Below are 20,828 nucleotides of genomic sequence, written 5' to 3' on the forward strand. Positions count from 1 at the left end.
ACTAAATTCAAATTAATTTAAAAAATTACGTTTGAAATCTACTTTTTGGTTCTGTAGAATACATTTAATCCCATACGTAAAGGATGATTACTAATGAGTTTAATCTATGTTCGACCTGCTCAAGTGAAAGATGCTCCAGCAATTCTCAACATCGTTAATTTTGCAAAGCAATATTTAAAATCACAGCATATTAATCAGTGGCAAAATAATTATCCTAATCCCCAAAGCATTAAACATGATATCAATGGCAAAGCCTGCTACGTTTTAACGGTCAATCATCGAGTGGCGGGAATTGCTAGCTTAATCCCGGGACCAGATAAGAGTTACCTAAAAATTCAAAACGGGTCATGGATCAACGGTACAAGGGCACCATACATGACGATTCATCGGGTTGCCATTTCACCCAATTTCCGTGGCCAGGGTCTCTCTCAAATGCTAATGAGTAATCTTATCACCCTAGCAATCGACAAGGGTTATCACGACATCCGAATCGATACCCATCCAGATAATAAAGGTATGCAACACATTATTACTAAAAACGGCTTCGTAAAACGTGGTATTATTCACACGTTAGAAGGTGGCAAACAGGCAAACACATCCCGTTATGCCTACCAATTAATCATCGAAGGTGAAAAGTAATGATTTCTGCCGATTTCGCGGTTCAGATTAAATTAATAATTATGTATACGATTGGTTTACTAGCATTAATCGCTACGTTTATCTATCTCCATCACATTACCCGTCAATGGATAACTAAATTTAGTTTAAGTTTACTTGCCGTCATCATCATTATGGCAATCATTTTATTCATTACCGTTAAATTACCGTAAAATCCTTATCAATATACACAAAAACCGCTGAGTTATTTATTACTCAGCGGTTTTCTTTTTCATTATTTGATTTTTAATCATTGTTAATATTAATTGGCTTTAATTGCTTCACAGTAACGCTATTACAATCGGTCCAATTTAAATTAAGGACATGACCATTTCTAAAGAAGCGACCGGTCATCGTCCGAACGCCACCGTTTATATATACCTCGAATTCTGAGTTATCAAAATAAAGGGCACAACTATGGATGACATCCTTATTAATCCGAACCTGACGAATTTCCTCATTCCCGCTCAAGTTCTGACGATGAATCGATAAACGATGACCCTTTTGATCAATTGAAAAGTACAAATGGCTAGTTTCAGCGGTAATTGCCATCTGACTAAGCCGATCAATATTAGGGACCCATTTAATGTAGCATTGTTTAGGGATTTCCATCCCGTTAACGGCCTTTAAATCATGGACGAATAACTTGCGATTTTCTCGAGCCGGTCGCTGAATTAACTGACCGTCCTTTAGATCGAGTTCCCGGACTAACGTCAGTGCACCGGACCAGCCTTCTGAATCTGTAGCGTACTCAACGCCGGGCATCCCAACCCAGCTGATGGATAACGCTCTGCCGTCAGGAGCGTTAAACGATCTAGTGGCGTAAAAATCAAAGCCGTAGTCCATCAACCGGATCTTGGTGGGGTTAATGATCTTCATCTGATTCCAGTTCATACTATCACCAGCAATATATGCGTTCGGATATCGATTTTGATAATTCAAACGCTTCCGATCGATTCCCTGCGGACAGAAGATAATTACCGGGTGATTATGGATAAAAACTAAATTCGGACATTCAACCATGTAACCTAAATTATCATTACCGATATCCATCGTCTTAAACAGGTTCCAGCCATGGTCAACGGATTGAGAACGGTAAACGACGATCTCACCCCGGTTACCCTCTGTCTGAGCACCTAAGATAGCGTAGTAATATAAACCGTGCTTAATGATCTGCGGATCACGGAAATTACCGGTAACTTCTAATGGGGGTTGGTTTATTAAAGGTCGCTGGAGCTTGGTAATGTCGTTGTCCTTATCCATCCAAGCACCGTCTTGTTTAGCCTGACGATGATGATGTTTATCCCAGATATTACCCGTATACATTAGGAATAATCGATCACCGACGGGAATTGCTGAACCCGAATAACAGCCGTTACGATCATTGGATCGATCTGGGATCATGGGCTTATGGACGTTTTTCCAATTAACTAGATCATCCGACACCAGATGGGTCCAGCTCTTTAAGCCATGAACGGCTCCAAATGGAAAGGCCTGGTAAAATAAATGCCACTGATGATTAAAATATGAAAATCCATTTGGATCATTCAGGAGCCCAGTTCGAGTCTGAACATGATAGCCCAGACGCCACTTGGAGCGGGCAACCTTAGCCTTTAAGTCAGTCAGGCGCTGTTTAGGCCATTCGTGGTAACCACGATTTAGCCGATCGGTTGTCCAGTAATTTTTGTCCATGATTGCACCCCTCTAATCAATGTGTCATTATTCTACCACAATTCATTCAAGGTTACTCAATGGTAATGAATAACAACATTATGTTTCACGTGAAACAATTACACATCTAGTTACTTGCATTGATAACAAAAAGAACCCGTTCCGAGATAGATGCACGAACGAGTTCCCTTAGTTATTTATTTGCCGGTAGCTTATTATCCTTTAATACCTTATTAATGTAATAATCGATTTCATCTAAGATATTGGATACGTCTTTTGAATTTCGCATCTGGGCAGCTTCATTTTCGCTAATTGCCCACATTGCTAAATTATCACTTACGGGCACGATATCACGTACGATTCGCATGGGTTCTTCTTTACCACGTTGCTTTTTGATCCGTAAGTAGCTTTTATAATCGGTAATCATTCTTAAGGTTTCACCGGTACTCGGATCATAAGTCTCAAAAATTACGAAATGAGATTGCATCTGAGCATCATTTAATTGGTGCTTAACTTGTTCTAGTTGTTGTGGAGTTATTTTGATCATATTTTCACCTCATTTTTGATCGATAATTGCAACAGATTGATTTAGATAACGGCGTCCAACAATCACATCAACCGCGATTTGGGCCACATTTTGATAAGAAACGGTACCATTATTAACCGATTGGCCCTCTTCTATTATTCTGGGCTCAGTTATTGCTGGCTGCTTTGTAATCGTAACCGGACGTAAGATGGTATACGGAATTTCACTTTCGTCTACAACTTTGACCGCATATCGTTGTTCATTTAAATATTCAGGAACGTTTTTAACGTCTGGAAAAATCGCGGGTCCGGTTACTTCATCATCAATTCCAGCATGTGACATCATTAAGAACTGATGGATGGGTGGCACAACTAAACTAACGGCGTCGAACAAGGCTTCAAAATCCAAATCGACATCCATCGGCCCCAGAAACGAAGCAATTATATTTTGATGTCGGAGGACAGGGACGTAACTTTTTGCTCGTTTAAAATCAATTCCCGTTAATCGGGTTACCTTAATATTAGGGATCTTCTTTAGTTTCTGGGCCACTAAATCAGCGACCGCACTATGCTGATCTAAAATTAAAACGTTAGTCACAATCTACGTCCCTCCGTTATCTATGATTAGGTATATTTTATCAAAAATTAGAGCCTGCTTTAAGGTTTCTAAATTATTTATGTTCCGCATGTCTATTTTACCGGAAATCACTAATATATAGACATAAATGTATTAGAATAGAAATGGAATGTGAACGTCGCTTTATTTTGATCAATATCTTTAAAGAGCTCAATCCACGTTCTAATTTATGTTAAGATAAAATTATTATCGAGGTTGAATATGTCGCCAAACAGGTTAATATATTCAATGGTGAAACGCTTACAGCGTTTTAATGTTGTGTAAGGAGTTTCGTTTATGTTATTAGGAAGCGTTGAAGCTGGTGGAACTAAATTTGTTTGTGCCGTTGGTAACGAAGATTACCAGATTTTAGACAGCACTAAATTTCCCACCACAACACCTAAAGAAACGTTAGGCCGGACGATCAAATACTTTAAAAAATTCAGAGGTCTACAGGCCATGAGTATTGCATCGTTTGGACCAATCGAACTACGACATAATTCACCTAAATATGGCTACATCACGGACACCCCTAAAAAGGGTTGGTCTAACGTGAATTTCTTGGGGATTATGAAAAAGTACTTCAAATTTCCAATCTATTGGACGACTGACGTCAACGGGTCCGCTTATGGTGAGTACATCATGGCCGGACTTTTCCATCACCCCGTTAAGTGTTTAGCTTATTACACCATTGGTACTGGTGTCGGGGTTGGCGAAGTCGTCAATGGTAAATTTCTGGGTGATCTCGGTCATCCTGAAATGGGCCACGTTCGTGTTAAACGTCATCCTGACGACTTAAACTTCAAAGGGATCTGTCCTTATCATGGGGACTGTTTAGAAGGTCTCGTTGCGGGACCTACCTTTGAAGCTCGCCTCGGTAAAAAAGGTCCCGATGTCCCATTGTCTAATCACGTCTGGGATATTATGGCCTACTACGTTGCTCAAGCTGCAATTCAGACGACTTTAGCACTTCGTCCCGAAGTGATCGTCTTCGGTGGCGGTGTCGTGAGCGAACCGTTCTTAAGAAAGGTCCGTCATCAGTTCAAGATTCTGTTGAATGGCTACGTCGACGTAGGTAATCTCCGTAACTACATTCGAATGCCGGCTGTCGAAAACAACGGTTCTGCAACCGTCGGTAATTTCGCTCTGGCTCTAGAAGAGTCACGGAAATAATTAATCTTTAAATATTAATTTGAGATCGTAAATCTTCCCGTTTACGATCCCATCCTAATATTAATTTATATTTATTTTTTCAAAGGGGTAATCTCATGAAGGCATTAGTCTTAAAAGGTGTCAAGCACTTCGAAATCGAAGATATTCAAAAGCCAACACCAAAAGATAATGAAGTTTTAATTGATGCCAAATATGCTGGTATCTGTGGTACTGATAACGCATTATACAACGGACTTCCGGGTTCAGCTCCGGCCGTTCCACCGATCGTATTAGGCCATGAAGTTTCCGGTGTTGTTGAATCCACTGGTAAGAACGTCAAAGGTTTCAAGAAGGGTGACCGTGTTACTGTCGACCCTAACTGTTACTGTGGCAAGTGCCGTTACTGTCACATTGGCATTCCTGAAATGTGTGACAACCTTTCTGCCGTTGGTGTTACCCGTAACGGTGGCTTAGAACAAGCATTCACCGCTCCAGCTACCAACGTTTACAAGGTTCCAGCTAACGTTCCGTTAAAGGATGCCGCTACGACTGAACCTGTATCCTGTGCATTACACGGTGTTAAGTTATTACACACTTCTCCATACCAAAACGCATTAGTTATTGGTGATGGTTTCGAAGGTTTACTTTTCTGCCAGATCTTAAAGGCTTACGGTGTTAACTCCGTTACTTTAGTTGGCCGTCATGATGACAAGTTAGCCGAAGAAAAGAAAGCCACTGGTGTTGACGCTGTTATCAACGCTAAGAAGGAAAAGATCCCTGCTAAGTATGACATTACTGTTGATGCCGTTGGTTTACCACAGACCCAAGAAGCTGCTGTTGACTCCACTGTTAAGGGTGCTCAAGTCTTAATGTTTGGTGTTGGTAAGCCTAACCAGCACTTCTCAATGAATACTTACAAGGTTTACCAGAAAGAATTAACCGTTAAAGGTTCATTCATCAACCCTAACGCATTCGTTGATTCCTTAGCATTACTCTCAACTGGTAAAGTTAAGGTCGCTCCTATCGTTAAGAACGTTCTTAAGTTAGACCAAGTTGCTGATGCATTAAGTGGTAAATACACTGGTAAGTGTGTCGTTAAGATCGATGCCTAATCGGTACTAAGAAGGTTATATCATGTTAAGTAAGTACTTTACTGGTGTTCAACACATTGGTATTCCTGCCAATGACTTGGACCAGACCATTAAATTTTACAAATCCTTAGGTTTCAAAGTTGCCGGTTTATTCAATAACCAGGGTAACCGTTGTGCTTTCATGAAGTACAATACCTTAATGATCGAAACCTGGGAAGGCGATCCTTGTGCTAACAAGGACGGCGCAATTAACCACTTTGCCGTTAACTGTACCGATGCTGACAAGGCTTTTGCTGAAGCCAAGAAAGATGGCTATCACTTATTAGATGACCATGTTGAATCCATCCCTGCTTACTGGAAGCACGGAATTCACTTCTTCAAGATTCAGGGCCCTAATCATGAAGCCATCGAATTTTGCCAGATTCTTTAATCCGTAAATCATCATAATTAAAAGCCGCGTTCTTATTTAAGAACACGGCTTTTTGTTTCCTTATTTTTAGTAACTAATGTCTATCTATGAACTTATATCTATAGATATATAAACTTTATCGGAAATATTCACCCTAAATGATTGACATTTATATAAAAGCGACTATTATGAGAATTGAAAATTACGAAAGAAGGTCATTCAGATGTTTAAATTAGTTTATAACGTATTCGTAGCGATTAGGCAGCAGGTTTTTGTCCTTACAACTGAACTGTCTCGTGCGGATATAGTAACTAATTTAGGCGTTTAATGACTTATCAAATCCACACGGGAATCCTTGTGATAACTGTGTGGATATAATATCTAGACATCTTAATTTAACATAGGTTATACCCTCACGGTTGTCACAGATAACCGTGGGGATTTTTTCATAGATTTTTTCATACCTTTATAATTTTCAACCAGTTGTTGCTTAATTTATTTCATCTTAATTTGTAGAAAGGTACTTATCTATGTCAAAGATTAATGCAATTAAGATGCCTAAGATGATCAACACCATGGACATCATTACCAAGAAGATCAATATCATCAATTCTAATATCAACTCAATCAAGAGCCGGATCAGTGATTCAAATGCGATTGCGATTAAAGCGATTAGTGCGATTAGAAACATTAAGATAATCAAGAACATTATTTCTAACGCTGACAATATCGATATTAAAGATATCAATAAGATTGAAAATATCATTAGTATTGATGATATTAAGAACATCGAACACATCATCGGCATTAAGGATATCAAGATGATCATTAACGCCATTAAAGATATTGACATCATCAACATCGATGACATTATCCGTGACATCAAGAATATTGATATCATCAAGAATATCAACATCAAAGACATTGATAAGAATAATATTAAAGATATTGAAAATAAGATTGGTGCCAAGAACATCAAGATTATCCGTGCCATTGTTGATATTCGCATTATCAAGGATATCGAAAACATTATTATTGCCCGTAACATTGGTGGTTATGGCATCAAGATGATCGCTAACATCGATCACATTTCCTCAAGCATTGATTACACTCGGATCAATATGATCGACATGATCATCAGTGACATTAAGATGATCCGTTCTGATATTGACATTATTAATGACATTCACGCTTCCAAGAAGATCATTAATAACATCAACATCATAAGCAGCATCAAAGACAGCATTGCCGCTATGAAGAGCTCAATCAAGAACATTAAGTCCATCATCAGCAACAGCATCATCTCCATGAACAACGATATCCAGATCATCAACCCAATCATTAAGAACATTAATGGAATTCACATTGATGATGAAGTTGATATTATCAGCGCCAACTTGAACGACATTAACTACATCATTAACAAGATTTCTGACCGCATCATCATCATGATGAATCAGATGTTAGATTACATCCATAACATCATCATTAATAAGGGTATCTCCAAAGATATCATCAAAAACATCAACATCATCAAATCTGATATTGATATCAACAACATTGATGACATTAAAAAGATTATTATCAATCACTAATCTTTTTAATCATTCATGTTGATGAAAAGTCCTGGGTTCATCAATTCAGGACTTTTCTTTTGGAAATCTAATCATACCAACGAGGTGACAATCTTGAAAGCACATCAATTATCTAAATTATTAAAGAAAAACGGCTGGTATTTCGATCGACGCCGCCACGGTGGTAACCGTGACGTCTGGATGAATGACCAGCACGATAAGGTTGAAATCCCGCACTATCGCGTTATTAACGATGTGGTTGCTAAAAAGGTAATCAATAAATGTAATTTGAAATAGTTTATTCAGGGTAAATTAAAAGCCGAGCTGAAATTAATCAGCTCGGCTTTTAATTTTATCGTTATTTAATTAATTATTTTGGTTTTGATATTTATACCATTGAACTAAATCTTTACGTGAAGTAAAGAGATCACGGTGGCCATAATGAATTCCAACGGATTTAGTCATGTAGCCAGTGCTAGGATGATAAACTGTCATGAAGCGGTAGACGGTCAAAACCGTACCTGGGTCAACATGATCAAAATACTTACCGTTCATGGTGTATAAATTAATTCCGTTCTGGCCAATTACCTTTAAATAATCAATCCGTTTAGAACGATAATAATGCGGATTGTAAATAATCTTTACCGAATGTTTATGAGCTTGTACGTTCTTCTTGGTTTTACGGTAGAGTTTACTCGCCTGACGACGGTGCTTTCTAACGGCAGTTTGCCATGCTTCCTTTTGACGAGCTTGACGGACCTGACGATTACGACGAGTATTCATATTTCTGGCGTTATGATTACTTTTCTTATTATTCTTCTTGTTAACGGTATTAATCTTAACGGATGCAGACTTACGAACCTTATGCGTGTAATGACGACGGTGACGACGAACGATTGGCTTAACGACAGGTTTAATAGGCTTAACAGGTTTAACGGGTTTAGTGACCTTGGTTACATGAATCGGTTGAGCATGATCATCACTACTCTGACCATTACCAGTCCAGAAACTCATTGGTTTATCGTTACCATCTGGGAATACTGAAGCATCAACGCTTTCTCCTAAAGCAGGACTGTAATGCTGATCAGTGTATTGCCATAGGTCATAATGATATGCCGGATTAGGTTCAGCACCGTATTGTGCAACCCATAAACCATCATAAGCATTTCTAGTTTGTGGAGTCGTGTGAGTATTCATAAAATACGTTCCACTGTATAAAATAGCTGGCTTTCTAGTTACCTGATGAATTTCGTTCGCCCAAGCCTGGGTCGAATCATTATATTGATCACCAGCATCGTTTTCTTCTGAATCGTTAACGTAGAAATCAGCTTGTGGAGCTCGTTGATATAAAGCCTGAGCTTCTTCCTGAGCCTGAGCTGGATTAGCGTAGGTACTATAATCATAGGCCCCGTATGGAATGTTATTCTTTTGCATTTCATAGGCGTTGTGATCAAATTGTTGATCTTGATATAGCCCACCGTTTTCGGCTTTTAAGATCATGAAGTTAACTTCGTTCTTCAATCGACTAGCTTGATTATCGTTTACGTAACCTTGATATGATGAAATATCATAGGCATTAGCCGCATTAGCCGGTCGAGCAGAACTAAATCCCCCTATGGCCAAAGACAAAACAAGTCCTAGAGCCAATGCAACCGTTGATAAAATAACTTTAAGTGGCTTATCTTTAACCATGTAATTAAATTCCTTCTCTAATTAAAAATCTAATCAGACTTTTTATTCTCATCGTTTAATATTCTAATCATTTTAAGTTACATCATATTTACAATGAAGTAACTTATTTTAAAAGTTTATTTCAAGGATACGGCTTTTTGTAAAGTATTACTTGGATCACCATTCAAAGTGTTGACCTTCTTATTTTGATCCCAAGAAATATGAATGGAGTTGTCAGGAGCGTCCAACTGAACGATGCCCTGACTGCTTGGAATTGGTAAAGTGTGATCCTGGAAGTAACCAACTAACTGCTTAGCCTTCTGAACGGCAGTACTAGCTTTTTCGTTGACGTCGTTACCATGAACGACAACCTGCCAGCGACCCATCTTAAAGCTTACGTAGGTCTGACCAGCACCACGATCTTGATGACCAGTAATGCCGTGGCCTAAGTCAACGGCACCTGGTTCCTGACTAGCAGAACTGCTTGAACTGCTGTTGGTACTAGCAGAACTATTAGTAGCTTGAGCCGCTGGTTGCTGATTAACTTTGTGCTGAATACTTTGTTTAGCCTGATTCTGGGAGCCGTAACTTTGCTGTTTGGCCCCGTGTTCATTATTCTTTAATTCGTGCTTAACCTGGTCCTTATGCGTCATTGATCGACTTGCAGTCTGTTCAGATGACTGATGACTGGCGTGATGCTGTTGAGCTCCACAACCAGCTAGGACGATTCCGGTTAAAGCTAATAACGGTAATACTTTTTTGTAGAATTTCATTTAAAAATCCTCCTCAATGTAAAAAATACTAAAATTCTTAATCATATTCAATGGTTATTCTTTAATTCGGTTCCAACCTAATGCCAATAAATAAATGGCACTTTCAATAGTCGCGATAAAGGCACTTACGGGCCAGTTGGTTAAATAACTGAGGTAAAGGCCAACCCAAGCACCAAATAATGCAAATGCAAACGTTAATAACGCCATCCCGCGGACCGTATGAACAAAGTAATGAGCCGCGGATGCTGGAATCGTTAGTAACACGAAAATTAAAAGTGAACCTACGATCTGGGCGGTAACACTAACGGTACAAGCTAACAGGATTAAAAACACAATTGAAATCCATGTGTTCCAACTAACGTTAAAACTAGCTCCAATACTATCAAATGAATTATATTTCAATTTTCGGTAGATGAAAAATAGAGCCACAATTATTAAAATGCTTAAAATTACCAGCGTTTTTACGTTTTTGTAATTAATCCCGACAATACTCCCAAATAAAATGTTGGTAGCATAACTCGCCTGGGTATTCGCAAGCGCCAGGAATAGGATCCCAAGACCAATGAAGAATCCCGAGAAGACACTGATTGATGATTCACGACGGCTAACCTTATTACCGACCGTACCAATTAGCAATGAACTAAAGATCGTAAAGATCAGCATTCCAGCAATCGGCGAAATTCCGGCAAATAGCCCAAAGGCGGCACCGGAGAACCCGATTTCAGATAACGTATGCGCAAAGAATTCGGTGCTTCGGGCGATGACAAAGACACCCATAACACCACATAAAATAGCGATAAAGAAACTGGCGATAAAAGCGTATCGCATAAATGGATAGGTAAACATTAGTTTCTTCCCCCGATCTTTTCGAAACTGCCGTGCTGATTTTTAATGCGTAACTTATAGTTACCAAACCGTTTTACCAATGTTGGATCATGGGTGATGAACATGACAGCAACGTGACGTTGCTTTACAATATCGTGAACTAATTTCAATAAAGCCACCTTAGCGTTGATGTCTAAACTTGCGGTGGTTTCATCCATAATCAGTAGTTTAGGGAAAGTTACTAATGCTTGTGCCAAAAAGGCCCGTTGCTGTTCACCACCGGAAGCTTCGCCTAGTGGTTCGTTAGCCAGCTTAGTTAAGTGGGTTAATTGTAAAGTTTGCTTTAAGGCCTTATGTTCACGACGGGTTAACCATGGTAACCAGGTATCTTGAAGACTCAAACTCACAAAATCTTTAACCGTTAACGGAAATTCAGTATCGATATTCCGAAATTGGGGAATGTATTGAACCTTGTGTCGTGGGACCGTAAACCGAACGTGTTTTCCGGTCCGGGAATAATTCCGTAATAACGTCTTCATCAGGGTCGTTTTACCAACACCGTTACCCCCGGTGATACAAGTTAACGTCCCGGGGATAATCTTAAATGACAGATCACGGATCAGAGTTCGGTCTCCTACTTTTACATTCAAATGATTAACGATTAATATCGGTTTCATTAGTTACTCTCCTTTTCACGAGCTTGAATCATTTCGAGTCGATAGTTCTGTTTCATCATCCAAGAACGATAATTCATCCCGTTCGGCATCGTTTCGGTAATCTTCATGACCGGAACGTGATGACGATGTGCCAACTTAACTAGGTTATTAACGATTGCGTCACTAGCCTGTGTATTTTCAACAAAGAAGGCAATTCGACGGTGTTTAATATCGTTCTGGACGCTACGAATGGCTTCTGGGGACGGATCGGTTCCGTGTTCCACGGCTTTGGCGTAGCTCGGATCGTTAATCTGGTAACCAATTTCACGCAATTCATAATCAAAGACCGGTTCACTGACGTCGACCCGTGATTTCTGGCGATGGTGTTTTAACCAGTTAATCTGCGTTTTAAGAATTGCTAAAGAATGATCATAATGATGGGCGTTTCGGTAGAAGAACTTTCGGTGTGCTGGATCCTTCTTACTAAATTGCTTGGCCAAATAATTAGCCAATTCAGGCATGGTATTAAGACGGTACCAGACATGCGGATTGCTCTTTAACGGTTGATGAAGCAAAGTCTGACCAACTTTAATTCGTTTAGCGTGCGGAGCATCCTGGGATAGACTATTCATCCAGTTATCATAATTAAGCCCGTTGCTGATCACAAAATCAGCTTGTGACACCCTTTCCGCATCACGGACGGTTGGAGTAAAATCATGCGGGTCAATACTGGAATTCTTAATGAGTGACGTTACGTGACCGTAATGGCCTAAGACCGCTTTAGCGGTCGTCCCGTAAAAATTGACCGAAGAAACGACGTTAATACCATTAGCTCGGCTCGGACGCTCAGTACTACAGCCGGATAAAAATAAAAGTGCAGTCATAACTAAGAGTAAACTGCACCCTAACTTTTTAAATAATTTCAAAGATTACTAACCTCTTAAATTCAAGTAATGAAACCATTATAACTAATTTACAAGATCGGTGACAACAATCGACTTGCCCGTTGCTTTAAGACTAACCAATAGGATTGCTTTTCAAACATCTTTGGTGTCTGTCGTTGACAACGGCGAATATCGTTAACGTAAATGTCGGTCAATTGTCGGTTAATCTTCTTATCATAAAGGAACGCGTTAATTTCAAAGTTTAGTTTGAAACTTCGAATATCAAAATTAGCGGAACCGACTGATGATAAGCCGTCGTCAATTACAACGGTCTTGGCATGCAAAAAGCCCGCCTGGTAATAATAGATTTTCACACCTTCGTGGGCTAACCAGTTAGCATAGTACTGGGTAGCACGATAAACGAACGGGTGATCAGGTTTACACGGTAACATAATCCGGACGTCGACTCCGGACATTACAGCCATCCGTAAAGCATCCATAACGCTATCATCAGGAATCAAGTATGGAGTTTGAATCCAGCACCGGTTCCGAGCCATCTGGATCATTTTAATGTAGCCGTACTTGATCTGCTGTTTATCACTATCGGGCCCACTCGATACAATCTGCATATTAGTCCCACCTTCAACATCATTCAGCGGGAAATAATCGACCTTGCGGGTGATGTTATTAATCTGGTGATGAGAATCAGTAACGTTCCAGTCCAAGATAAATTGAGCCTGAAGGCTATAAACTCCGGAGCCCATAATACGAAGATGGGTATCACGCCAGTAGCCATACTTCTTGTTGAGTCCTAAGTACTGGTCACCAATGTTAAAGCCACCAACGTAACCGATTTTACCGTCGATAACCACGATCTTACGGTGATCTCTGAAGTTCAATCGAACGTCAAAGATCGCGGAATGTGTATGTAGATATGGCATTGCTAAGCCACCCGCGTCAAGTAGCGGTTTAAAGAAACTCTTGTGGGTGCCGATTGAACCTAAGCTATCGTAAATAACTCTGACCTGAAGGCCCTGCTTAGCCTTTTTCGTTAGAAGATTACGAATTTCACGACCTAAATGATCGTTATAAAAGGTATAAAATTCAATGTTTATACTACTCTTAGCACTGGCAATATCATCAGCGATCTGATTAAACAATTTAAAGCCGTCGGTATAGATCTGAACCTTATTCTTTCGTGACAAAAAGGACATGTCAGCGTTCCGGAAAATTCGAACTAAACTTCGGTCTTTATAGGTGACGTCATCGGCCTCAACTTTTCTGGCGTTATTTAAGTAGTGCGTTTGACGGGTTAATAATTTATCTAGCTTGATGGCGCTACGGGTCTGCAGGCGAAATAGCTGTCTTTCTGGCAGCTTTCGGCCCACGAACGCGTAAATCATAAAACCAAAGACCGGCAGGAACATTAAAACTAGTAGCCACGCCCAGGTCGCAGCAATGTCACGTTTACTACGGAAGACCGTAATAATCGCGAAACCGGCGTTAATAATAATGATAAATTTAAGCAGTAAGTACCAATTAATAACGTTACGCCCTCATTCAAGTACGATGATTTAGAATTCATTATATCACGTCACTAATTCCAAAGATCATTTCAGTGATACAATTAATGCTGATTAATCGATTAGTGAGGTGCTGTCCATGGCAACTAGTACACAACTAAAAGACATGTTGACGCTGGAGTCTGAACCGGGGCCCTTTATCTCAATCTTTGTCCCCTATTCTGGAGTCAATAACGCTGAATTTGAGCAGTTGGTCATTAACGCCAGACGAAATTTAGCACAACAAGATCCAAAGCAAAGCTGGCGGCCTTACCAAGCCAAGCTTAACCATTTAAAATTCCCACGTTTTATTCGTCACCGAACTTTGAAGGGCTTTGCCATCTACTTGGGACCTACGATCTTACGGGTCTTTCGGCTCAACTACATCGTTCACCCCACCAGCATCGTCAATGACACCATGTGGATCATCCCGTTAATTATGGAAACTCAGTTCAAGCATCTTCACGGCTCCAGGTTAATGTACAAGAATGCCATTAAGAACATTCGGACTCATTATCGCTTGGCAAATCACCGCAAATTAACCAGCCATGATCTAACCCAAATCGTCAAAATTGCACCCGCTGGATTAATCGATACGTTACTAATTAACCGGGATGTCCCGTTTAAAATCAAAAAGATTTTGAACGATTTAGCGATCACAACAATCGGCTTTGGTGGTCGAGTCTTCGTGTTACCGAAACACGACATTCCAAATCAAATCCCGGCAGCAATTATCAAACGAAAATAATCTTTAGAACAACTCAAAAAGGCTACGTGAAAACGTAGCCTTTTTATTAACTTTATTTAGAAGAAAAACTTTAAACTACCGCGGCCTAGGTAAATCAGCATCCCTAGAATCATGAACAGCAGAATAATCAGGGCAATCGAGCCCCAATGCATTAATTTCGGATTATGCACTAGCAATCGCCTTTCTATCGGGATAATAAAAACGACGACTTAACTTGGCCGTCGTTTTTAATCTAACTTGATTTATAAGTTGACCCAAGGACCCCACTGGGCAGTAGCAAGACCTAAGATGATCAGAGCTAAAAGTAAGATAACTCCGAGCCAGATATCAAGCTTGCTGAGCTGGTTCTTAAATCGCTGAACGACCAAGTATTCAAGGAAGCAGATAACCAAAATTGAGGCAATTACTTTAAAGTAAGCCAATAATGGTGTCCGCATCCAAGCTAATGGATAAAGCCATAAGCCATCTAAAATGAATAGGATATAAATGGTTCGAATGGCGAAGACATATGGACGGTAGCCGCCTTTGCGTCTCAAGTCTAAGAACAAGAAGACTAGTAAAGCGACAACCAAAATGATGTGTAACCATGTAAACATATTTTTGCAGCCTTCCTTTTATGTGCTTCCGCATTAATTATACTATCTTTACTAATTTATTCACAATCATGGGCTGTTTCACGTGAAACATTACATATAAAAGCACGTTAACACGCTACTCAGCAGTAGATCGATCACGAACGTTACGCTAATCACGGTAATGAAACGGCCGGTTAATCGATTCTGGAGTTTATTACGGAAGCCGGTTTCCAATAAACCAATCATAAAGAGTGCGACCACGATCATAACGATCGTCAAAAATGACGAACCATACCAGGCTCGCATTGCGATAATAATCAAAACGACTAACGATAAATCATAGCAAGCTCGCGACGGAATGGCATAGCCTCGAAAGCGGGACGCTTTCAGCATGTCGAGCATTGCAAAAATAAAGCTGGCAACGACTAAGATTATGTAAGTTAATAGCATCAAATTGCCTCTCATCTAATGATTTAGACACTTTTATTATACCATTCACGCCCTAGTTCGTCGCTTTTCAGTAATTTGATGGTGAAAACAAAAAGCCATCGAGAATTCAATTCCCGATGACTTTCAATCAATTTGATTAATTAATCTTATTCTAATGAATCCCAAGGCTTCAAAGCAATTGGCGCTTTCTTGTCGATTGCTCGCTGAGCCTTTGGTAAGTATTCTTTACGAACGACCATTTCGTAAACGTACTTGTTCATCCAGTCGTCACTCATGACAAAGTAACCTTTGAAGCCGTTCTTGGTGCCCCAGCTGTTCTGGACTTTCCAGCGCTTTGGTTTGCCATCAACCAAATCAACTCCAGTTAACGTCATGGCGTGGGAAACACAAGCTTCATGATAGGCTAAACGATCAGCTTTGCTCATGTCTAAGTCAACATTGAACAACTGACCACGACGGTAAAGGTCGCTGTCTAAGTAACCGGATTTACGGTTACTCTGCTGAACGACATCGTTACCGAACCATACCGGTTCACCAGCTTTTAACTGCTTAATGGCAGCTTGCTTTAAGTACTTCATCGGCATGTTAAGGTATTCAATCTTTTTACCACCGACAACGTTATCCTGGCTAGGCTGACTGTACTTTTCACCCATCTTCTTATCAGGTGAATTAGTGGCTACGACGAAGTCATCAAGGTCAATGTCAGCATACTTCTTGTAGAATTTCTTCGGTGTTAAACCCTTGTCTAAATGATACTTCTTCTTATCATCACGGTATTCAAAATCGAACTTCTTCGGTGGAACTCCACATGAAACGGCCGTCATCCGGTAAACTTCACTTAACATCTTTTTACGAGCGTCCAGGATTTCTTTATCGGTAGCGCCACCTTTAACCAAGCGACGTAACTGCATAGCATCCCGACGTAACTTTAAGCCTAAGACCATGTCAAAATCCATGGTGTTATTGGTGACTTTAGTTTCAGGAAATACTGATTGCGGAACGACACCGTACTTCTGAACTAAGGCAACGGCCATGTCCCATTGACCACCATCGTCATCGGGCATGCCTAAGTAATAGTTAACGGTTCGGTCCTTGGTTGAACGGCCAGCTAATGCGATCATGTGATCGTAGAACATATTAGCCTTTTCAATCTTATCCCAGAAGAATAAGTAGTTCTGTGATAACTGGAAATCTTTAACACCGATCTTCTTAGCAACGTGCTGCTTTAAGACGTTTAATAGGGCAAACATCCAGCAACGGCCACTCATTTTCTGGTTTGAGACCTTACCAGTTTTAACTTCGACGTTAAATACTGGCTGCATGCGGGTCTTAGCCTTTGGATCACGGGCAACGTTGTTAATACCGTTATCTTGAATTGCTCTGGCGATAACATCACGTTCAGGCTGCTTTTGATAGCTAGCTTTTAACTGTTCGATATCCTTTTTATTCAATTCACTCATTATTAGCACCTCTTATTTTATTCCCAAGGCTTTAATTCGATTGGCTTCATGTGTAACATCTTTTGCTGATCTTTGGTCAGGTACTTCTTGTTAACGATGACTTCGTAAACGTACTTGTTCATCCAGCCATCATTCATAACGAAGTAACCACTTTCACCGACTTTGGAACCCCAGCTGTTTTCAACTTTCCAGGTCTTCGGTTTGCCGTCGACCAGGTCAACACCGGTTAAGGTCATGGCGTGTGAATCCATGGCGTCTTTATAAACGAAACGTTCACGCTTGGTCATATCAAGGTCCACGTTGAATAACTTACCACGCTGGTATAACTGGTCATCCAAGTAACCTTTCTTGGTGGCTTCCTGCTGCATGACGTCGTTACCAAACCAGACGCCCCAGCCGTCTTTCATCTGTTTGATGGCGGCTTTCTTTAAGGCGCTCATCGGTAAGTTAAGGAAGTGAATATCTTTTCCACCTTCGACGTTATCGCCGCTCTTCTGGCGGTAAAGCTGGTTCATCTTCTTGTCAGGATAATTACCAACGGGAACGTAATCATCTAAATGAACGCCCTTAAAGTACTTGTGATAGAAGTCTAACGGGGTTAAGCCCTTTACCAAATGGTAATTAGCGTCCTTATCTTTATTATTCTTACGCTTCTTGTCATCACGGTATTCAAGATCAAACTTTTCGGGTGGCACACCTAATGATTCGGAAACCATGCGGTAGACCTGATCCATCATCTTAGTCTTGGTGGACTTTAATTCAGCAGTCTTGCCCTTTTGAACCAAGTGACGAAGGATTACGGCATCCCGACGTAACTTCAGACCTAAGACCATTGCGAAGTCGTCGGTGTTATTGGCGACACTAGTTCGTGGAAAAGCACTGGCCGGCATTAAGCCATACTTTTCAATTAACGAAACGGCCATGTCCCATTCACCACCATCGTCATCTGGGTAGCGTAGGTAGCCATCAAGGGCACGATCATAAGTTGATTTCTTAGCCGTCTCGATAACGTGATCATAGAAGACGTTAGCTCGTTCAATTTTATCCCAGAAGAATAAGTAGTTACTGGAAAGTTCAAAGTCCTTGACGTGATACTTCTTGCTGAAGTAATGACGTAAGAAGTTTAAAGTTGCGAACATCCAGCAGAGACCAGCATGTTTCTGATTGGTGATCGTTTTGGTGTCTAGATCGACCGAGAAAACCCGGTTTAAATGAGCACGAACTTTGGGATTTCGGGCAACGTTATTAATCCCGTTTTCTTGAACGGCTCGTGAAACTACGCCGGCTTCAGGTTGCCGTTTCAAGTTATCGTTCATTTGTTCTAACTCTTTTTTCGTTATCTTGTGCATAAGCATAACCTCCATTCAGAAGTTTTAAGTAATCAGTTAATCCACTGCTAATCCTAAGAACGTTCAACAGGATCGGCAATGGTTAGGATGTAGATCCAATATGTTAAAAGTTTAACATGAATCAAATTGCCAAAAAGCACCTCATGAACACATCTGATCATGTTCATAAGATGCTTTTTCAGCATGAATTAAAATTTTAGAAATCCAATTAATTTATTCCTTTATGTTCATTTGCGTAATAAGCTTCGTTATCCGCAATCATTCGTTTAGCACGATGACGAATTCCGTAATGGTACATCAGAATTGAGATGATAGCGAACAGAATTGGACCTGCAACCGTCCAGAAAGCGGTTGAAATCTGGCCCTGCATCAGTGGTGTAATCACATTAAAGATTACGGCAATGGACATGGAAATTAGTAAAATGGCAACCACTGTGTATACTGATTTCATCGTGTGGAAGAAGACAATCGGGCGATCAAGATCCGTACGCTTCTTGAAGTAAACGAATGCGATGGCAACGAAGAAGTATGGAACGATCGAACCAACGTTACCCATATCAACGATAATCTGGTAGAACTGTTGACCATTCTTACCAGTTAATGATACTAAGGCTAAGGCAACGACAATGATTCCACATTCAATCCACATGGCGCCAGCTGGCATGTCATGCTTGTTGAACTGAGCGACCTTCTTTGGCCACAAGTCCTTTGAAGAACCGGCGATCAAACCTTTGACTGGTGAGTAAATCAAAACGGTCAAAAGACTGATCAATGGAATCAGGGAACCTAATGCCAAGACACGGACTAAGAAACGACCGACCATGGCACTAACAGCTGGTGAAACGCCTAAGGCTTTAGCTCCAGCATCACCTAAATAACTGAACATGATGAATCCATTGTTATAAAGGGTAATGCCAGGAGTTCCCATAACTTGTTTCCAGTTAGTACCGAAACCACAAAGTAGCATCCCTAAGACATAGAATGATGACATAATTCCGGCGACCCACATCATAGCTTTTGGATAGTCCTTACGCGGGTGCTTTAATTTATCTAAGAAACCACTTGAGGATTCCATACCACCATATGCGAACATAGCGTATACGATGAACGAAATAATGGCGATCGGTGACTGGAATTGCGGATTCGGTGACTTAATAAACGAAGACACGCCGTGAATTGGCTGTTTTGGTGCAAAACCATTCTTGGCCCAGATAATCACGGACGCAATTACAAAGATTCCAATCATTGCCATTGACAGGATCCCACCGATGTAGGAAACCAAGGCAACCTTATGGAACCCTTTAGTAGCAAAGTAGGTCGTCAAGATAATGATAACGATCCCCATTAAAGCTTCAACTTCGTTACTATCAAAAGGCCCTAACGTCCATGATTCAGACGTATCCTTACCAAAGAGTAATCCGGAAAGGTTAACACCAAATCCAGACGCATTTTGAAGTAAGTTGATCATCCATAGACCAATCCAGATAAACGTTCCGATGAAGGCCCATTTTTCACCAACGGAATTCAATAGCCAACTGTAAAACCCACCATGGTCTTCCTTTAATGATCCACTATATTCACCGAAGATCATTGCTAACGGGAACAGGAAGATAGCGGCAGTTAAAATATACCAGATAATACTGGCGTAACTCATTTGGTTATAGCCGGTAACAATGTTACTAAAACCGAATTCGGTTGAAATAACAATTAGGACCAGACCAAACCAGGAAATTTTCTTTTCACTTTTTTCGTTATTCATATGTCAAATTCCCCTTTAAAAGATCCCTAAAAACTTTTTTCGTGGAAGCGGCAACTTCTGTTTAGCAGCGTCTTGATCATCAGATAACTGGTCTAAATGAGCTTTCATTGTCAGATAGTCAGCCTTGTCAATAATTTTATGACGACTGACTAAATCAGCAGCCTTTAAATTATAAGGATGCTGCTGATTCTGATAAGTATGCTGACTTGCAGCAACTACCGGACGCAACTTAATAGCTTTTGACATATTGCCCAAAGTAACGCCGATCGTAGCTGTAGCTAGATCAACCGCATGTTGTGGGTCATTTGTTTTTGAATTTGCGAGTTGCAAATCCTTATTCAAATATTCAGTTAAGTACTGCAACTTATGGTGTAACTTAGCCATCTATCATTCATCTCCATCATTTGCATTTTCACCCAAA

General features: G+C 40.3%; 23 protein-coding genes. 8 read left to right on the forward strand and 15 right to left on the reverse strand.

Annotated elements, in window-relative coordinates; translation table 11 throughout:
• Positions 1-93: 93 nt before the first annotated feature.
• Positions 94-639 (forward strand): GNAT family N-acetyltransferase, encoded by a 546-nt coding sequence (locus ELX58_RS07640; RefSeq protein ID WP_133442504.1) that lies wholly within the window; start codon positions 94-96, stop codon positions 637-639.
• On the forward strand, positions 639-830 hold the full coding sequence (locus ELX58_RS07645; RefSeq protein ID WP_133442505.1) for a hypothetical protein: 192 nt from the start codon (positions 639-641) through the stop codon (positions 828-830). Before ELX58_RS07640 ends, ELX58_RS07645 begins: the two co-directional genes overlap by 1 nt.
• A gap of 73 nt (positions 831-903) precedes the next feature.
• Here ELX58_RS07645 and ELX58_RS07650 read toward each other — a convergent pair whose 3' ends face one another.
• The 3 genes from ELX58_RS07650 to ELX58_RS07660 form a co-directional block, all read right to left on the reverse strand.
• On the reverse strand, positions 904-2,349 hold the full coding sequence (locus ELX58_RS07650; RefSeq protein ID WP_133442506.1) for a sucrose-6-phosphate hydrolase: 1,446 nt from the start codon (positions 2,347-2,349) through the stop codon (positions 904-906).
• Between the two features lie 172 nt (positions 2,350-2,521).
• Positions 2,522-2,875 (reverse strand): hypothetical protein, encoded by a 354-nt coding sequence (locus tag ELX58_RS07655; protein ID WP_133442507.1) that lies wholly within the window; start codon positions 2,873-2,875, stop codon positions 2,522-2,524.
• 9 nt (positions 2,876-2,884) lie between these two features.
• The gene (locus ELX58_RS07660; RefSeq protein ID WP_162614683.1) at positions 2,885-3,451 is read right to left on the reverse strand and encodes an NAD(P)H-binding protein; all 567 of its coding nucleotides are present in this window, start codon (positions 3,449-3,451) and stop codon (positions 2,885-2,887) included.
• A gap of 315 nt (positions 3,452-3,766) precedes the next feature.
• Between ELX58_RS07660 and scrK the strand changes: the two genes are divergently transcribed.
• The 5 genes from scrK (at position 3,767) to ELX58_RS07685 (ending at position 7,992) form a co-directional block, all read left to right on the forward strand.
• Positions 3,767-4,642 (forward strand): fructokinase ScrK, encoded by an 876-nt coding sequence (gene scrK, locus ELX58_RS07665; RefSeq protein ID WP_133442509.1) that lies wholly within the window; start codon positions 3,767-3,769, stop codon positions 4,640-4,642.
• 95 nt (positions 4,643-4,737) lie between these two features.
• Positions 4,738-5,733, forward strand: a complete 996-nt coding sequence (locus ELX58_RS07670; protein WP_133442510.1) for a zinc-dependent alcohol dehydrogenase family protein — start codon at positions 4,738-4,740, stop codon at positions 5,731-5,733.
• A gap of 22 nt (positions 5,734-5,755) precedes the next feature.
• Positions 5,756-6,142 carry a VOC family protein gene (locus ELX58_RS07675; protein ID WP_418620909.1) on the forward strand — a complete coding sequence of 129 codons (387 nt, stop codon included), beginning with the start codon at positions 5,756-5,758 and terminating at the stop codon, positions 6,140-6,142.
• Between the two features lie 509 nt (positions 6,143-6,651).
• A complete protein-coding gene (locus ELX58_RS07680; protein ID WP_133442512.1) occupies positions 6,652-7,716 on the forward strand; it encodes a hypothetical protein in 1,065 nt (354 codons plus the stop codon).
• A 93-nt stretch (positions 7,717-7,809) separates the two neighbouring features.
• Positions 7,810-7,992 carry a toxin-antitoxin system, toxin component, HicA family protein gene (locus ELX58_RS07685; RefSeq protein ID WP_133442513.1) on the forward strand — a complete coding sequence of 61 codons (183 nt, stop codon included), beginning with the start codon at positions 7,810-7,812 and terminating at the stop codon, positions 7,990-7,992.
• 69 nt (positions 7,993-8,061) lie between these two features.
• Here the strand turns inward: ELX58_RS07685 and ELX58_RS07690 are convergent, their stop codons facing one another.
• The 6 genes from ELX58_RS07690 to cls all read right to left on the reverse strand — a co-directional run bounded on the left by ELX58_RS07690 (position 8,062) and on the right by cls (position 14,048).
• Entirely contained in the window at positions 8,062-9,387 is a 1,326-nt protein-coding gene (locus ELX58_RS07690) for a GH25 family lysozyme (protein ID WP_133442514.1), read from the reverse strand.
• 116 nt (positions 9,388-9,503) lie between these two features.
• Positions 9,504-10,139, reverse strand: a complete 636-nt coding sequence (locus ELX58_RS07695) for a hypothetical protein (protein WP_133442515.1) — start codon at positions 10,137-10,139, stop codon at positions 9,504-9,506.
• Between the two features lie 54 nt (positions 10,140-10,193).
• On the reverse strand, positions 10,194-10,985 hold the full coding sequence (locus tag ELX58_RS07700) for a metal ABC transporter permease (protein WP_133442516.1): 792 nt from the start codon (positions 10,983-10,985) through the stop codon (positions 10,194-10,196).
• A complete protein-coding gene (locus ELX58_RS07705; RefSeq protein ID WP_133442517.1) occupies positions 10,985-11,641 on the reverse strand; it encodes a metal ABC transporter ATP-binding protein in 657 nt (218 codons plus the stop codon). Before ELX58_RS07705 ends, ELX58_RS07700 begins: the two co-directional genes overlap by 1 nt.
• Positions 11,641-12,546 carry a metal ABC transporter solute-binding protein, Zn/Mn family gene (locus tag ELX58_RS07710; protein WP_236747678.1) on the reverse strand — a complete coding sequence of 302 codons (906 nt, stop codon included), beginning with the start codon at positions 12,544-12,546 and terminating at the stop codon, positions 11,641-11,643. Before ELX58_RS07710 ends, ELX58_RS07705 begins: the two co-directional genes overlap by 1 nt.
• A 47-nt stretch (positions 12,547-12,593) precedes the next feature.
• Positions 12,594-14,048: a cardiolipin synthase gene (cls, locus tag ELX58_RS07715; protein WP_133442518.1), complete on the reverse strand. Its 1,455-nt coding sequence runs from the start codon at positions 14,046-14,048 to the stop codon at positions 12,594-12,596.
• Between the two features lie 118 nt (positions 14,049-14,166).
• Here cls and ELX58_RS07720 point away from each other — a divergent pair, with 118 nt between their 5' ends.
• A complete protein-coding gene (locus ELX58_RS07720) occupies positions 14,167-14,814 on the forward strand; it encodes a hypothetical protein (protein WP_133442519.1) in 648 nt (215 codons plus the stop codon).
• A 242-nt stretch (positions 14,815-15,056) separates the two neighbouring features.
• On the opposite strand, the gene ELX58_RS07725 is transcribed toward ELX58_RS07720, so the two are convergent.
• The 6 genes from ELX58_RS07725 to ELX58_RS07750 form a co-directional block, all read right to left on the reverse strand.
• On the reverse strand, positions 15,057-15,410 hold the full coding sequence (locus tag ELX58_RS07725; RefSeq protein WP_133442520.1) for a DUF1516 family protein: 354 nt from the start codon (positions 15,408-15,410) through the stop codon (positions 15,057-15,059).
• A 90-nt stretch (positions 15,411-15,500) separates the two neighbouring features.
• Entirely contained in the window at positions 15,501-15,839 is a 339-nt protein-coding gene (locus ELX58_RS07730) for a hypothetical protein (protein ID WP_133442521.1), read from the reverse strand.
• Positions 15,840-15,985: 146 nt separating this feature from the next.
• Positions 15,986-17,299 carry a C1 family peptidase gene (locus ELX58_RS07735; protein ID WP_133442522.1) on the reverse strand — a complete coding sequence of 438 codons (1,314 nt, stop codon included), beginning with the start codon at positions 17,297-17,299 and terminating at the stop codon, positions 15,986-15,988.
• Positions 17,300-17,316: 17 nt separating this feature from the next.
• The gene (locus tag ELX58_RS07740) at positions 17,317-18,648 is read right to left on the reverse strand and encodes a C1 family peptidase (protein ID WP_236747679.1); all 1,332 of its coding nucleotides are present in this window, start codon (positions 18,646-18,648) and stop codon (positions 17,317-17,319) included.
• Positions 18,649-18,856: 208 nt separating this feature from the next.
• Positions 18,857-20,407: a glutamate/gamma-aminobutyrate family transporter YjeM gene (gene yjeM, locus ELX58_RS07745; protein ID WP_133442524.1), complete on the reverse strand. Its 1,551-nt coding sequence runs from the start codon at positions 20,405-20,407 to the stop codon at positions 18,857-18,859.
• Between the two features lie 15 nt (positions 20,408-20,422).
• A complete protein-coding gene (locus ELX58_RS07750) occupies positions 20,423-20,791 on the reverse strand; it encodes a hypothetical protein (RefSeq protein ID WP_133442525.1) in 369 nt (122 codons plus the stop codon).
• Positions 20,792-20,828: the final 37 nt, after the last annotated feature.

Origin of the sequence: Acetilactobacillus jinshanensis (assembly GCF_004359375.1) — a bacterium.
Lineage (GTDB): Bacteria > Bacillota > Bacilli > Lactobacillales > Lactobacillaceae > Acetilactobacillus > Acetilactobacillus jinshanensis.